Annotated in this window: 12 protein-coding genes; 6 read left to right on the top strand and 6 right to left on the bottom strand. The window is 52.3% G+C overall.

From position 1 onward, the window contains the following. Together ACTH3S_RS14750 and ACTH3S_RS14755 are read right to left on the bottom strand one after the other, a co-directional pair. A partial coding sequence (locus ACTH3S_RS14750) for a helix-turn-helix domain-containing protein (protein WP_441809768.1) occupies window positions 1-258 on the bottom strand: 258 nt, incomplete at its 3' end. After that, entirely contained in the window at window positions 240-506 is a 267-nt protein-coding gene (locus tag ACTH3S_RS14755; protein WP_441809769.1) for a hypothetical protein, read from the bottom strand. The genes ACTH3S_RS14755 and ACTH3S_RS14750, both read right to left, overlap by 19 nt. Window positions 507-1213: 707 nt before the next feature. Between ACTH3S_RS14755 and ACTH3S_RS14760 the strand changes: the two genes are divergently transcribed. Together ACTH3S_RS14760 and ACTH3S_RS14765 are read left to right on the top strand one after the other, a co-directional pair. Then, the gene (locus ACTH3S_RS14760; protein ID WP_441809770.1) at window positions 1214-2008 is read left to right on the top strand and encodes an MOSC domain-containing protein; all 795 of its coding nucleotides are present in this window, start codon (window positions 1214-1216) and stop codon (window positions 2006-2008) included. 8 nt (window positions 2009-2016) lie between these two features. Beyond that, window positions 2017-3981, top strand: coding sequence for an ATP-binding cassette domain-containing protein (locus ACTH3S_RS14765; RefSeq protein ID WP_441809771.1), 1965 nt, complete (start codon window positions 2017-2019; stop codon window positions 3979-3981). An 82-nt stretch (window positions 3982-4063) separates the two neighbouring features. On the opposite strand, the gene ACTH3S_RS14770 is transcribed toward ACTH3S_RS14765, so the two are convergent. Next, window positions 4064-4495, bottom strand: a complete 432-nt coding sequence (locus ACTH3S_RS14770) for a universal stress protein (RefSeq protein WP_441809772.1) — start codon at window positions 4493-4495, stop codon at window positions 4064-4066. Between the two features lie 69 nt (window positions 4496-4564). Then, window positions 4565-5383 carry a hypothetical protein gene (locus tag ACTH3S_RS14775; RefSeq protein WP_441809773.1) on the bottom strand — a complete coding sequence of 273 codons (819 nt, stop codon included), beginning with the start codon at window positions 5381-5383 and terminating at the stop codon, window positions 4565-4567. Window positions 5384-5809: 426 nt separating this feature from the next. On the opposite strand from ACTH3S_RS14775, the gene fadB reads away from it, so the two are divergent. From fadB to topA, 3 genes are all read left to right on the top strand, one after another. Beyond that, window positions 5810-7957 carry a fatty acid oxidation complex subunit alpha FadB gene (fadB, locus tag ACTH3S_RS14780; RefSeq protein WP_441809774.1) on the top strand — a complete coding sequence of 716 codons (2148 nt, stop codon included), beginning with the start codon at window positions 5810-5812 and terminating at the stop codon, window positions 7955-7957. A gap of 33 nt (window positions 7958-7990) precedes the next feature. Continuing rightward, on the top strand, window positions 7991-9166 hold the full coding sequence (fadA, locus tag ACTH3S_RS14785; RefSeq protein ID WP_441809775.1) for an acetyl-CoA C-acyltransferase FadA: 1176 nt from the start codon (window positions 7991-7993) through the stop codon (window positions 9164-9166). A 270-nt stretch (window positions 9167-9436) separates the two neighbouring features. Continuing rightward, window positions 9437-12076 (top strand): type I DNA topoisomerase, encoded by a 2640-nt coding sequence (topA, locus tag ACTH3S_RS14790; RefSeq protein ID WP_441809776.1) that lies wholly within the window; start codon window positions 9437-9439, stop codon window positions 12074-12076. Between the two features lie 84 nt (window positions 12077-12160). Here the strand turns inward: topA and ACTH3S_RS14795 are convergent, their stop codons facing one another. Both ACTH3S_RS14795 and gltA read right to left on the bottom strand, forming a co-directional pair. Then, a complete protein-coding gene (locus ACTH3S_RS14795) occupies window positions 12161-13072 on the bottom strand; it encodes an NAD(P)-dependent oxidoreductase (protein ID WP_441809779.1) in 912 nt (303 codons plus the stop codon). 100 nt (window positions 13073-13172) lie between these two features. Continuing rightward, window positions 13173-14447 (bottom strand): citrate synthase, encoded by a 1275-nt coding sequence (gene gltA / locus ACTH3S_RS14800; RefSeq protein ID WP_441809777.1) that lies wholly within the window; start codon window positions 14445-14447, stop codon window positions 13173-13175. Between the two features lie 477 nt (window positions 14448-14924). Here gltA and sdhC point away from each other — a divergent pair. Continuing rightward, a partial coding sequence (sdhC, locus tag ACTH3S_RS14805) for a succinate dehydrogenase, cytochrome b556 subunit (protein WP_441809778.1) occupies window positions 14925-15143 on the top strand: 219 nt, incomplete at its 3' end.

The following is a 15143-nucleotide window of genomic DNA, read 5'->3' on the forward strand; positions in this document are numbered from 1 at the left end:
GTATACGGAAAAAATTTGACCTTTCGAGGATTTTTGTTTTAGCGCAGCAAAAATGTCCGCAACTTGGCGTTGCAGCCTGGGGGTGACGCCCAAGGCACGCTGCTTGGGAGAGATGCCGGTGTGGCTGCGGAACATGCGGCTGAAATGGCTGAGGTTGGCGAAGCCGCAGCAGGCGGCGGTTTCGGTGACGCTGGTGCCGCGCTTGAGCAAGGCGACTGAGGCGTTAAGCCCGATGCGCGTCAGGCAGGCATGCGCCAAGCTTCCTCCGTGCGCTGGCGAACTTGCCGTTCAAGGTGCGCTCGGTGATGCCCGTGGTGCCGCCGCGATGAGCGATCAATGCACAGGCGGAGTTCGTCCCATCGAGGGCATTCAAGAGTTAGCGACAACTCTCTTGGTGACGAGATGGCGAACAGAATGTCCTGGTAGTATCGCAACAGACCAGCCCAGCGTATGGCAGCTTCGATTGGTCGATAGAAAACCTTTGATACAGGGGGATCTTTATGCATGCACCTTATCTCCTTGTGGGAGCGCTACATCACAAACACGGCTGTACAACTCAACGTTGGCCTGTTCTTCCTGCTTGAATAGGCGTTTTAGGGGCGCTTGCGCGTCGTACTAAAACGCGAGTTCAAATACCCTTAAAGGCAAGTGGCTATCACGCGCTCGTTATGTGCAAATAAAGTCGTGGGTTTGTTGAACAAACTCGGTCCGCAATTGCTTGATGCTTGTTCGCATACATCAGCGTCATAGGACTTGCTCATTTCATCAAGACCCGTTGTATATTCCCTGGTGATCTGTATGTCTAACTGGGCGGCGTGGAGCTAGACCCAGTTGCGTATGCGTGGGAATTTTGGCGAAAGAACGGGCCTGTGAGACCTACCTGGAATGCTGATAGACCAACACGGAAACTCTAGTGAGGGGGTGTGTTGCTTCAGCGGACGGGAAAGTGTGGATGTTCTTGGACATCCAAGGACGTCGCTGGACTTTTTTCGCGTTCGGGCTTGCTGTCGCCCCAAAAGTAGTCCACCATATTTTTCATCCTGTTTGGCGGTATTTCTAAACCTCTTTATCTATCAAAGAGCTTTGAGTCGATCCAAGGACTCGTCTCCCGTTCCAGATTCCGAAAACCCGGCCTCGAAAGAGGTCGGGTTTTTTGTTTTTGGTTATACTGGCCCGCCCCGTCCACATTAAAGCTACTTCGGAGACGCGCCTCGTGAAAGTTCACTCGCTACATATCTACCCGGTCAAGTCTCTAGCAGGTATTCAGGTTTCATCCTTTGAGTTGGATGATTTCGGCCCGAAAGGTGACCGGCGCTGGATGATCGTTGATGAAAATCGCAATTTTGTTACGCAAAGAGGCCTCCCTGAACTAGCGAAGATTGCAACCGCCGTTGTGGATGGTTGCGTCACCATCCGTATTCCGGGAGAAGGTAATTTTGACCTGAAGGTGGCGGGTGAGGAACTTCGTGCACTGGTATGGCGTGACTGGGTGAAGGCTGAGAGCGGGGAGGCTGATGCTAATGAAGCGCTTAGCCGTTTTTGTGGTAAAGCTTTGCGCTTTGTCTATATGCCGGACTCGTCGTTCCGGCGTGTGGATGCGGGGCGTGTCACGGAATACCGTCGGGTGGGCTTTGCTGATGGGTTTCCGTTATTAATCACCACCCTGGACTCTCTGGGAGAGCTCAATGGGCGCCTTGAGGAATCCGTGGATATGCGCAGGTTCCGGCCTAATATTGTTGTTGAAGGTTCGGCACCCTGGCAGGAAGATCACTGGCGAAGGGTCAAGATTGGAGCTCTGCAATTTGATATCGTAAAACCATGCTCCCGCTGCGTACTCACCACGGTTAACCCGGATACCGGATTAAAAGATCCCGGGGTGCAACCATTAAGAACGCTCTCCGGCTACCGCAAAACGCCAGATGGCGTGATTTTTGGCCAGAATGCAATTCACGAATCCCCCGGAGTCATTCGTGTGGATGATTCCGTCACTGTTATTGAATCGGAGTAGGACACAACGTGCCACTGTTAACGCTGGACTCGATTTCTCTTGCCTATGGAATGCACCCGTTGCTTGACCAGGCATCTCTTAATATTGATGCCGGTGAGCGGGTCTGTTTGTTAGGTCGAAACGGCGAGGGAAAATCAACGCTACTAAAGATCGTCAGTGGTGAAGTCACCCCGGATGGCGGAAAATTGCGCCTCGAAGATGGTGCTGTGTTGGCCGTATTGCCACAGAATCTGCCCTCTGAAGACTCACGAACGGCTTATGAGGTTGTGTCCGGCGCGTTTCCGGAGACAGGTCAGCTGTTAACTGAATTTCATACGCTTACGCAGCAGGCAGATGAGGCCAGTCTGGAGCGCATGATGAAGGTCCAGGAGCGCATTGAAGCTCTTGATGGCTGGCGCCTTGATCAGAAAGTTACAGCAATTCTTGCGCAATACGGTATAGACCCGGATCAGCGGCTGAACACCCTTTCTGGTGGGTGGCAACGCCGGGTGCTTTTGGCCCGGGCTCTTGTTGGAGAGCCGGATATTCTGTTGTTGGACGAGCCCACCAACCATCTTGATGTGCCCGCGATAGCCTGGTTGGAGGAAGCACTGGGGGCATTTCGTGGTGCAATGCTGTTTGTGAGCCACGATCGCGCCTTTATAAAACGTATGGCTACCCGTGTGGTGGAGTTGGATCGTGGCAAGCTGGTGAGTTTTGCGGCTTCTTATGACCGCTATCTTGAGCTCAAGGAAAAGGCGCTGGAGGAAGAAGAGCGGGAAAACGCCCTGTTCGACAAGCGCCTGAAGCAGGAAGAGACCTGGATACGCCAGGGCATTAAGGCCCGTCGCACCCGTAATATGGGCCGGGTGAGGGCGCTTAAGGCAATGCGGGAAGAGCATCGACAGCGCCGGGTTCGTGGCGGAACAGCAACCTTTGCGGTCGAGGATGCGGCGCGCTCAGGTAAGCTGGTTGTTGAGACCGTTGTTGCTGGTTTTGCTTATCCTGACGGTACACCGATTATTCGGGACATGAACCTCACGGTGCTCCGGGGCGACAAGATTGGTCTCGTGGGCGAAAATGGAACAGGCAAAACAACTCTGGTTCGTTTGCTGTTAGGAGATCTTCAGTCCACGGAGGGCGTGATTCGACTGGGGACCAATCTCAAAGTCGCTTATTTTGATCAGCTCCGTGGTGAGCTGGATCTGAGTCGTAATGCGCTTGATAACCTGTCCGAAGGGCGGGAATTTATCGACATTAATGGGCAAAGCAAGCACGTACTCGGGTATTTGCAGGAGTTCCTGTTCACCCCGGAGCGGGCTCGATCTCCCGTAAGGGTGTTTTCCGGTGGCGAGCGGGCCAGGCTTTTGCTGGCTAAACTGTTTAGCAAGCCTGCAAACATACTGGTTCTCGATGAACCAACCAATGACCTGGATGTTGAAACCCTGGAATTGCTGGAGGAGCAACTCGCCGAGTTTGCCGGCACAGTGATTGTTATCAGTCACGACCGGGAATTTCTGGATAACGTTGTCACGGAAACTGTCTTTCTGGATGGTTCGGGAAATGTGAGAGAGTACGTGGGCGGTTACAGTGACTGGCGCCGGCAGGGCGGTTGCTTTCCTGCAGAGGCAAGTGGTGCCCGCCCTGACCGTCACGACAAGGCTGCAAAATCCGGTAAACAGAGCAGTGGTGGTAAACCGGGCGGCTCGCTTAAAAACGAGGCTCAGGTTAAGTTGGGCGCTCAGGAAGGGAGCAAGCGCAAGCCGGCCAAGTTGAGTTACAAGTTGAAGCATGAGCTGGAGCAGCTGCCGGGACAAATCGAAATTCTGGAAAAGGAAGTTGCCAGTATTCAGGAGCGGATTTCAACAGCAGACTTCTATTCAGGGCCGTCCGATGAGGTTGCAGCTACGCTGGATGAGCTGGAAAAAGCAGAGGCGCGCCTGGAAAAAGTGATCGAAAGATGGATGGAGCTGGAGGAGCTGGCGTTTAGCTAATTTTGCCACTATGAACACGGGCCCGGAAACGGCATGCGTCACCGGGCGAGCAACTTTATGGACGCTACGCAGATACGTGGTGTCAGCGAATCCTGATAGCCAGAACGTCACATTCGGTTCCGTGCAGGACGCCATTGGCGGTAGAGCCCAGCAGGAGCTGGAAACCTTTTCTGCCGTGGCTACCTACAATGACCAGATCAGCTTCCTGTTCCTTGACCAGTCGGTGAATCTCGGATTCGGGACGACCAATCGTGACAATCTGGTCGGCCTTGTCAATGCCGTATTTCTCGCCGTAGGTGGCTAGTTGCTCGCGAGCAGCTCTGTCGAGCTGGTCCTGTAATTCCGTCAAGTCCATCGGAATATCGCCACCGTAGGCATAGCCTACCGGCTCTACAACGTGCACCAGTGTGAGGCTTGCGCCGTTGACATCGCTCATGGCTTTGGCTTTGTCCAGGACCTGTGGCGCTTCCTCAGTAAGATCTATGGCTACGAGCAGTTTTTTGTAAGCAGACATCCCTAGTTCCTCAGTGTTTAAGCTTTAGTACAGCATAATACGCGAGTCCGGCTGGGGGAAGGGGCTTGGTTATCCGGCCGTTTCCTGAAGCATTGTAATCGCTTCGGTCAAGCCGCTTAGAATCTGTTTCGAATACCGATTAATGACAAAGCCCACGTTGTTTTCGTTGTAGTTTATGTACGAGCCGCGGATGAACTTCCATTTCCCGGTGACACGTTCTATCAATGCATTCAGCTCATTATTGCTCTTGCCATTGGCAACAGTTTCCAGCAGCTGATCCAACTCTCTTGCCTGTTGGTCAAGAGGGGTTTCAGTGGATGAACCCTGAAACGTCTGGGCAACGGACGAGTTGGTTCGCACCGAGTATTTTGCGCTCATCTGGGCAATCTTGATTGCAGCCTGTCTTGCCGCGTCTACGCCCGGGTTTGGTGCTGTTCCGGAATTTTCTAACGCAGTCTGGTAAAGCTGTGTTGCCATATCGTCGATAATAGCGGCCTGACTGGCCATGTCGGAAACCAGACGTAAATCCGGGTAGCCAATAATTTGTACATCATTGATGTTAAGGCTCATCAAGTTTTTGTACTTACCGAATTCATCAGTGAGGGCCTCAACCTGTTTCCTTGTCGGAACCTTAGTGTTGTTCGTTAACAGCAGCTTCAGCGAGGCGTTCGCCTTGTCGAGACCTGCTACGATTTCGTTTACCGTATCGGTACTACCGCTGCCGATGAATCGGTAATAGGCGTCCAGTGAGACGTAATTGCTGACACGAAAGTTGTGAAGCTGAGACAAAAAATTATCTGTCCTCTGCGCCTGGCTGTTCGCAGATGTGAGAATTAAAAGTAAGAAAGGAATAAGCAGGTGGCGCGTCTGCAGGCGCGAGATTTTCATAAGATGAGTCTCCGTAATTTATTTATTGTTATGTACGAAAGTCGTAGATGGAAGGTAAAGTAAGTCTCTTGGCCAATCAAGCGGTTTGACCGGCCCTCGTGCGGGGGTATAAAAGTCTTTGTACTATGCGTAACGTGGTTCAATCTCTTTCTGTAAAGGTCTTATATCCAAATGAAAATAAATGTTTTTCAGTTTTGTTTTCATAAATTGGCCTGACAGGTTTCAGGTTGCTAAGAAAGAAACAAATTGACAAACGTGTTGTTTTTTCTCATCGTGTCAGTCCACGATTCAAACGACTGTATGAATTTTCGGGTCGATTAATCGGGCAGTGACCGAAAGCTCGCTGCATAAAAACAGCTCTGACAACTCGTTTGCGGGTTCGGTCGGAGCTGGAGGCAGTTCCAAACACAGACTGGAGATCAGTTGATGATTTACGAAGGTAAAGCCATCACGGTTAAAGAGATCGAAGGCGGGATCGCTCAGTTGAACTTCGACTTGCAAGGCGAGTCGGTAAACAAGTTCAACCGTCTTACTATTGAAGAGCTCCGCGCCGCGACTGACGCACTTAAAGCGCAAAAGAAACTCAACGGGCTGGTCGTGACCAGCTCTAAAGACAGTTTCATTGTTGGTGCCGATATCACAGAGTTCACCGATCTGTTTGCAGGTTCCGAAGAGGATCTGGTAGCCAACAACCTCAACGCCAACGCGATTTTCAGCGCGGTAGAGGACCTTCCATTCCCCACAGTTACTGCCATTAACGGCATTGCTCTGGGTGGCGGTTTTGAAATGTGTCTGGCGACGGACTACCGAGTAATGGCTCCAAAGGCGAAGGTTGGCCTGCCAGAAGTCAAGCTGGGTATCTTCCCGGGTTTTGGTGGCACTGTTCGCCTTTCTCGCCTGGTAGGTGTGGATAACGCCGTTGAATGGATTTGTGGCGGCACCGAAAATCGTGCGGACGCGGCTTTGAAAACGGGTGCTGTAGACGCGGTGGTTGAGCCGGCGAAGCTGGTCGAGGCCGCTGTGGCAATCATTAATCAGTGCCACGAAGGCAAGTTCGATTACGAAGCACGCCGTGAAGAGAAAAAAGGCAAGATCAAACTGAACGCCATGGAAAGCATGATGGCGTTTGAGATCTCCAAAGCGTTTGTTGGTGGCAAAGCCGGTAAGAACTACCCTGCACCGGTGGAAGCGATCAAGGTAATGCAGAAGCACGCTGGTTTGACTCGCGACAAGGCCATTGAAGTAGAGGCCAAAGGTTTTGCCAAAATGGCGAAAACCAATGTTGCTGCATGCCTCGTTGGCCTGTTCCTGAACGATCAGGAGCTTAAGAAGAAAGCCAAGGCGTGGGAAAAAGAAGCTTCTGAAGTGAAACTGGCTGCCGTATTGGGCGCTGGAATCATGGGTGGTGGTATTGCTTATCAGTCTGCACTGAAAGGCACGCCAATCCTCATGAAAGACATCAACCAGGACGGTATTGCGCTGGGCCTCAAAGAAGCCAAGAAGCAGCTGACCAAGCGTGTTGATAAAGGCCGCATGAATGCAGGTCAGATGGCGGATGTGCTTAACAGCATTACTCCAACCCTGAACTACGGCGATTTCAAGAATGTAGACCTGGTTGTTGAAGCTGTTGTTGAGAATCCCAAGGTCAAGGATGCTGTCCTGCGCGAAGTTGAAGAGATGACCCGTGACGACGCTATCCTGACGTCTAACACATCAACCATCTCTATCGACCTTCTGGCCAAGAACCTCAAGCGGCCTGAAAACTTCTGCGGCATGCACTTCTTCAATCCAGTGCCCATGATGCCGTTGGTTGAGGTTATCCGGGGTGAAAAGACAAGCGATCGCGCTATTGCAACCACCGTTGCTTATGCAAAGGCAATGGGCAAGACCCCGATCGTTGTGAATGATTGCCCGGGCTTTCTGGTAAACCGTGTTCTGTTCCCGTATTTCGGTGGTTTTTCCGCTCTGGTTCGTGACGGTGCCGACTTCCAGAACATTGACAAAGTCATGGAAAAGTTCGGCTGGCCAATGGGCCCCGCATACCTCCTTGATGTAGTGGGTATGGACACGGCCAAGCACGCCAATGAAGTAATGGCCGACGGTTTCCCTGAGCGCATGAAGGCAGACTACAAGTCCGCTGTTGAAGTGATGTTCGAGAACGATCGCTACGGCCAGAAGAACGAGAAGGGCTTCTACAAGTACGAACTGGATCGCAAGGGCAAGCAGAAGAAGGTTGTCGATGAAGACACCTACAAGCTGATTGAACCTGTTGTTCAGGGTAAGAACGATTTCAGTGATGAGGATATCATTGCTCGTATGATGATCCCTCTGTGCCTTGAAACTGTTCGCTGCCTGGAAGACGGCATTGTTGCGGACCCGGCTGATGCCGATATGGGTCTGATCTTCGGTATCGGCTTCCCGCCGTTCCGCGGAGGTGCGCTGCGCTATATCGATGATATGGGTGCAGACAAGTTTGTCGAACTGGCAGACAAGTTTGCAGACCTCGGTCCCCTTTACCATCCGACCGAGAAGCTGCGCGAAATGGCCAAAACTGGCGAAAAGTTCTTTGGCTAACCCTGAACGAGATTTCCGAACGGAGAAAGATCTATGAGCCTTAATCCGAGAGACGTTGTCGTCATCGATTGCGTGCGGACTCCGATGGGTCGTGCCAAGAATGGCTGTTTCCGCAATGTACGTGCGGAGACCCTGTCGGCAACGCTGATTGATGCGTTGTTCGAGCGCAATCCCAAGCTCGACCCGAAAGAAGTAGAAGATGTGATCTGGGGCTGTGTAAACCAGACCAAGGAGCAGGGGTTTAACGTGGCACGGCAGATATCTCTGCTGACCCGTGTTCCTCATGAGTCTGGAGCCCAGACCGTAAACCGTCTGTGTGGTTCTGCCATGAGTGCAATCCATACTGCGGCGCAAGCCATCATGACCGGCAACGGTGATGTGTTCATGGTCGGTGGTGTAGAGCACATGGGTCACGTATCCATGACGGAAGGTTTCGACCATAACCCGGCTGCCTCTAAATATACTGCCAAAGCCTCGAACATGATGGGCTTGACCGCAGAAATGCTGGCGAAGATGCACGGTATTACCCGTGAGCAGCAAGATGAGTTTGCCGCGCGCTCGCACCGCTTAGCTCAAGAAGCGACGCTGGAAGGTCGTTTCAAGAACGAAATCGTGCCGGTTGAAGGGCACGATGAGAACGGTTTTAAGACGCTGATCGAGCACGATGAAACCATTCGTCCGGAAACCACTGTGGAATCCTTGGGCAAGCTAAAGCCGGCCTTTGATCCAAAGAACGGAACCGTGACAGCGGGTACTTCTTCGCAGTTGACTGACGGCGCATCGGCTATGGTGCTGATGTCTGCAGAGCGTGCAGAAGCCCTGGGCTTGAAGCCCATCGCCAAGATTCGCAGCATGGCAGTAGCCGGTTGTGATCCTGCGATTATGGGTTACGGCCCTGTGCCAGCCACTAAGAAGGCGCTGAAGCGTGCAGGTCTGAAAGTAGAAGATATTGACTTTTGGGAGCTGAACGAAGCCTTTGCTGGTCAGTCTTTGCCCGTGTTGAAAGACCTGAAGTTGCAGGGTGTAATGGAAGAGAAAGTTAACCTGAACGGCGGTGCGATTGCCCTTGGCCATCCGCTAGGTTGTTCTGGCGCGCGTATCTCCACAACTCTGTTAAACGTCATGCAGTCCAAAGGCGGTAAGCTTGGTGTTTCCACCATGTGTATCGGTATGGGCCAAGGTATTGCAACGGTTTGGGAGCGTCTGTGATCCGTTAGGCGGGCACAGTAGCGCTTTCATGGAAGGCCCGGCACGCGCCGGGCCTTTCTGCTTTCAGGGCGGTCTACGGGCGCTTCCTGAAATACAGAGAAAAGTATGACTGAAACAAATAATGGGTTGTCTTGCTATTCTTGACCCTGTAAAACAGTGAGCTTATGCATAATGGCGGCTCCTATAGTTTTCCAGCCGATTGATTTTACAGCGAGTTTACGGTCTCCTTGTTTACCGACCGATTTATCGCCAAGGATATAGATCTCCGATATGGGTAAAAGTCTCGTAATTGTCGAGTCACCAGCGAAAGCGAAGACCATCAACAAGTACCTGGGCTCTGACTTCATTGTTAAGTCTAGCGTTGGGCATATTCGTGATCTTCCCGTTAGTGGCAACGGATCTCAATCTGACCCGAAAGAGCGTGCTAAGCAGGCGGCAATCACCCGCAAACTCAGCCCTGAAGATAAAGTTGTGCACAAGAAACGCAAGGCCAAGGAGCAGCTTGTTGCCCGAATGGGCGTTGATCCTGATCAGGATTGGAGTGCACGGTACGAAGTCCTACCAGGAAAGGAAAAGGTCGTTAGTGAGCTCAAGCGGCTGGCAAAGTCGGCTGATCACATCTATCTCGCGACGGATTTGGACCGAGAGGGTGAGGCCATTGCCTGGCATCTTCAGCAGACGATTGGTGGCGAACCTGAAAAGTATCGTCGTGTGGTGTTCAATGAGATCACCAAACGCGCAATTCAGGAAGCTTTTGAAAATCCAGGCAGTCTTGACACCAACCAAGTAAATGCGCAGCAAGCACGGCGTTTCCTGGATCGTGTTGTGGGTTATATGGTTTCTCCGTTGCTATGGGCAAAGCTTGCCCGTGGGTTGTCGGCCGGCCGTGTTCAGTCTGTTGCCGTGCGGCTAATTGCCGATCGTGAGCGAGATATCCGGGTATTTGTACCGGAAGAATACTGGCAGCTTTTTGCTGGACTGGGCGCCAAAGCCAGTGAGCAACCCGTACGTTTTGAAGTCACCCGATACAACGACAAGCCTTATCGTCCGGTCAGCGAACAGCAGAGTGTCGAGCACGTAGACCGCCTGAAGTCAGGCAGCTTTAAGGTATCCAAGCGGGAAGATAAGCCTACGAAGTCCCGTCCGGGGGCGCCGTTTATTACATCAACGTTGCAGCAGGCAGCGAGTAATAAAATGGGCTTCAGTGTGAAGAAAACCATGATGCTGGCCCAGCGACTCTATGAAGCCGGGTACATCACATATATGCGTACCGATTCCACGAACCTGAGTCAGGACGCCATCAGTGGCTGCCGTGATTATATTCGGGATCAGTTCGGTAGCCGCTATCTGCCAGAGAATCCCAAAGTATATGGCAGTAAAGAGGGCGCTCAGGAAGCTCACGAAGCTATTCGTCCTACAGAAGCGACTCGTCAGGCTTCGGCCATTAGTGGTCTGGAAAAAGATGCAGAGAAGCTTTACGAATTGATCTGGCGTCAGTTTGTGGCGTGCCAGATGTCAGAAGCTGAGTTTCTCAGTACGTCTATCGTGGTTGCAAATGGTGACTACGAGCTGCGTACACGCGGCCGGATTATCAAGTTTGATGGTTTTCTCAAGGTCGCACCTCAGTCGGCCAAAAAGGAAGAAGATATTTCTCTGCCAGACATTAAGGTAGGAGAGGCTCTGAGCCTCGAAAAACTTGAGCCAACCCAGCATTTCACCAAGCCGGCCCCGCGTTTTACAGAAGCCAGCCTGGTGAAGGAGCTTGAAAAGCAGGGTATTGGTCGCCCTTCGACTTATGCCTCGATTATCTCGACCATTCAGGATCGGGGTTATGTGCGCCTGCAAAACCGACGTTTTTATGCAGAAAAAATGGGTGAGATCGTTACTGACCGTCTGTGTGAGTCGTTTTCCAATCTGATGGATTTTGACTTTACCGCAAAGATGGAAGGCGATTTGGATCACATTGCCGAAGGCGATGTGGACTGGAAGAAGGTTCTTAACGATTTTTACGGGCGTTTCCGTCTGCAGCTGGAATCAGCTGAGGCAACCGATGGTGAGGGCGGCATGCGTCCGAATGACCCAACGGAGACCAGCATTCCCTGCCCAACATGCAGTCGCAATATGCAGATTCGGGTAGCCAGTACCGGCGTGTTCCTTGGCTGCTCGGGCTATTCTTTGCCACCGAAAGAGCGCTGTAAAACCACCATCAACCTGACTTCTGGTGATGAGGTTGTTAGCGCCGATGATGACGTTGAGGGTGAGGGCGAAACTCGGCTATTACGCAAAAAACGTCGTTGCCCGAAATGCTCTACGGCTATGGACAGCTACTTGGTGGACGAGACCCATAAACTGCATGTATGCGGTAATAACCCCGACTGTTCTGGCTATGAAGTGGAGGAGGGTACATTCCGCATAAAGGGCTACGATGGCCCCACGCTAGAGTGTGATAAGTGCGGCTCTGAGATGCAGCTTAAAACAGGCCGGTTTGGCAAGTATTTTGGTTGCATGAGCGATACGTGTAAAAACACCCGTAAGCTCTTGAAGAGTGGGGAGCCGGCCCCTCCCAAGATGGATCCGGTGCCTATGCCCGAACTGCAGTGCCAGAAAGTGGATGACACCTATGTCTTGCGCGATGGTGCATCTGGGATGTTTTTGGCGGCCAGCAAATTTCCGAAAAACCGTGAAACTCGGCCACCTCTGGTTATGGAGATTAAACCTCACCGGAAGGAAATTGATCCCAAGCACAACTACCTGATGGAAGCCCCGGAGCGTGATCCCGAAGGCAACCCTACGGTTATCCGCTACAGTCGCAAGACCAAAGAGCAGTATGTGATGTCGGAGAAAGACGGCAAGGCGACAGGCTGGTCTGCGTGGTATGTAGACGGGAAGTGGCAGTCGCGTCAGAAATAGTTTGGGCGGCACCCGCCAGGCAGAGGATTAAAAAAGAGGTCAGCAGCGTTGCTGACCTCTTTTTCTACCTGATTTCTTTTCGGTTTACCTGAATTTTCGCAGCCGTTGAATCAGTGAAGATGTGTCCCAGCGTTTTCCGCCCATCCCTTGCACATCCCCGTAGAATTGGTCCACCAATGCCGTCACTGGCAAGGACGCGTTTACCTTGCGGGCCTCATCTAGGCAGATGCCTAGATCTTTTCGCATCCAGTCCACGGCAAAGCCGTGATCGAACTCGCCATTAATCATGGTTCCGGAGCGGTTTTCCATCTGCCAGGATTGCGCGGCACCCTTGGAGATTACATTCACCACTTTTTGCACATCGAGGTCGGCCTGCTCAGCGAAGTGCAGTGCTTCAGAGAGCCCCTGTACCAACCCGGCGATGGCAATCTGGTTTACCATTTTGGTTTTTTGGCCGCTGCCTGCTGGCCCCATAAGATTGAGGGCTCTGGCATAGTGTTGTAACAGGGGTTCGACCTTGGCGTAGTCAGGCTCAGTTCCACCGCACATAATGGTGAGTTGGCCATTCTGGGCCCCTTGCTGGCCGCCCGAGACCGGAGCATCGATAAAGCCCATGCCAGATTCGCGTGAAGCTTCGGATAGCCTCTCGGCAACGCCCGCGGAAGCCGTTGTGTGATCCACCAAGATAGCGCCAGGTTGAGCGTGTGCAAGAATGCCCTCGCTGCCTTCATAAATCGCAATAAGGTCCTTGTCGGCACCGACACATGTCATCACAAAGTCAGCGCCTTTCACCGCTTCTTCAATGCTCTGGCAGGCCGTTCCTGGGTAGTCCTTGGCCCACTGCAGGGATTTCTCGGCGGAGCGGTTCCATACCCGCACCGTCAAGCCTGCCTTGGCTAAGTGGCCAGCCATGGGGTATCCCATCACGCCGAGGCCGATAAAAGTTGCTGTTGTCATTATCTTCTCCTTGTAGGGTTCTGCCGCATAACTTAGCACAGAGTTTGTGGATTGCTGGATCAAAAGGCATGCTAATCAAATTCACCAAAAAAAAGGCCGCTGAGTCAGCGGCCTTTTTGTTTCCGGAGCTGGTGGAGAGTTACTTTTCAGGGTAATCCCGTGCCGTAGAGCCGGTGTAAAGCTGGCGTGGACGGCCAATACGGTAGTCGCCGCTGACCATTTCATTCCAATGAGAGAACCAGCCGATCGTCCGTGACATGGCAAAGATTACCGTGAACATGGACGTCGGAATTCCCATTGCCTTGAGAATCAGGCCGGAATAGAAATCCACGTTCGGGTAGAGCTTGCGCTTAACGAAATATTCGTCTTCCAGGGCGATCTGTTCAAGGCGCTGGGCGATTTTCAGGAGTGGGTCATCTTCCAGTCCCAGTTCGCCCAGTACTTCGTGTGCGGTCTCGGCCATGACTTTGGCCCGTGGATCAAAGTTTTTGTAGACCCGGTGGCCAAAGCCCATCAGGCGGAACGGATCGTCTTTGTCTTTGGCTCTGGCAATGAAGGTGTCTATGTTGGATTCGTCACCGATTTCCGCAAGCATATCCAGAACAGCTTCATTTGCCCCGCCGTGAGCCGGGCCCCACAATGCTGCAATACCAGAAGCGATGCACGCATAGGGGTTGGCGCCCGAAGAACCCGCCAGTCGCACCGTAGAGGTCGATGCGTTCTGTTCGTGATCGGCATGCAGAATGAAAATTTTGTCCATGGCTTTAGCCAGGATCGGATTTGGCTTGTATGTTTCGCAAGGAACACCAAACATCATCTGCAGGAAGTTCTCAGAATAGGAGAGGTCGTTCCTTGGATACACAAACGGCTGACCAATGCTGTACTTGTAGCACCAAGCTGCAATGGTTGGCATCTTCGCGATCAGGCGGTGTGCGGTGATTTCGCGCTGATGCTCATTGGTTACATCCATCTGGTCGTGATAAAACGCGGAAAGTGCCCCTACAACACCGCACATAATGGCCATCGGATGCGCATCCCGGCGGAAGCCGTGGAAGAAATTGCGCATCTGGTCGTGCAGCATGGTGTGGTTTTTGATGGTGTTGTGAAACTGCTTGTTTTCTGCGGCAGTAGGTAATTCGCCTTTTAGCAGCAGGTAGCAGACTTCTAGGTAATCTGAATGCTCCGCGAGCTGCTCAATGGGGTAGCCCCGGTGCAGGAGAACGCCGTTTTCACCATCAATGTAAGTGATGGCCGACTCGCAGGCTGCGGTTGATACAAACCCCGGGTCGTAAGTGAAAACGCCTTGCTGGACTAGGCCTCGTACGTCGATGACGTCAGGGCCAGCGGTGCCGGAGTAAACCGGTAGCTCAATGGACTTGTCACCCACCGAGAGCGTGGCTTTCCTGTCGGTCATAGTGCTCTCCTGTTTATCAGCTTTAACAGCGCTAGCTGTCTTTATAGTTGCGCGAGAAGGCGCGTATTATCGCAAAACTGGCGGCAAAATATAGGGCGTTGGCTTTTTTTGTCAATGAAAGAGTAAGGAAACTTCGTGATCGTGTCTTATTGTAAATCAGGGAAATCACGAATAATGCGGGCCCCAGCCAAAAAAATAAGTTTGTCAATACGCCTTATCGCTGGTGCGGTTAGGGTTCTGGTGCAGTCTCGGCATGGGTTGCGCGTTTGTAATTATACGGGCGCCTCCTTATAATCCCTAGCCCGGAATCGGGGATTCATCTTCTGGGCTGCTTGTGCATAGCAAGCTACCGGGTTGGTGTCCGCCCTCCTGAACTAATCGGTTGACGCTGCCAAATCGCACATCCGATCCTTACATACCAACTAACCGCCACCGGCTCGCCGGTTCTGCGGTACCAAAAGAGAGTGTGAGAGCGCTGTGAATAGCAAACGACCAGTAAATCTCGATCTCGGCAAGTTTCATTTTCCGCTGCCAGCCATTACGTCCATATTGCACCGCATCAGCGGCATCATCATTTTTGTTGGTGTTGCGTTCATGCTTTACGGACTTCAGCTTTCCCTTTCTGGGGAAGATGGCTTCAGTCAGGTCAGTGAACTGCTGAACAGCTTCCTTGCCAAGCTGATTATCTGGGGCATC

Origin of the sequence: Marinobacter sp. (assembly GCF_052094685.1) — a bacterium.
In the GTDB taxonomy this organism is placed as follows: Bacteria; Pseudomonadota; Gammaproteobacteria; order Pseudomonadales; family Oleiphilaceae; genus Marinobacter.

Bases quoted from the DNA above. Each gene is read 5' to 3' on its own strand.
- ACTH3S_RS14755 (WP_441809769.1), bottom strand. From the start codon at position 506: ATGCATAAAGATCCCCCTGTATCAAAGGTTTTCTATCGACCAATCGAA.
- ACTH3S_RS14770 (WP_441809772.1), bottom strand. From the start codon at position 4,495: ATGTCTGCTTACAAAAAACTGCTCGTAGCCATAGATCTTACTGAGGAA.
- ACTH3S_RS14775 (WP_441809773.1), bottom strand. From the start codon at position 5,383: ATGAAAATCTCGCGCCTGCAGACGCGCCACCTGCTTATTCCTTTCTTA.
- fadB (WP_441809774.1), top strand. From the start codon at position 5,810: ATGATTTACGAAGGTAAAGCCATCACGGTTAAAGAGATCGAAGGCGGG.
- fadA (WP_441809775.1), top strand. From the start codon at position 7,991: ATGAGCCTTAATCCGAGAGACGTTGTCGTCATCGATTGCGTGCGGACT.
- topA (WP_441809776.1), top strand. From the start codon at position 9,437: ATGGGTAAAAGTCTCGTAATTGTCGAGTCACCAGCGAAAGCGAAGACC.
- gltA (WP_441809777.1), bottom strand. From the start codon at position 14,447: ATGACCGACAGGAAAGCCACGCTCTCGGTGGGTGACAAGTCCATTGAG.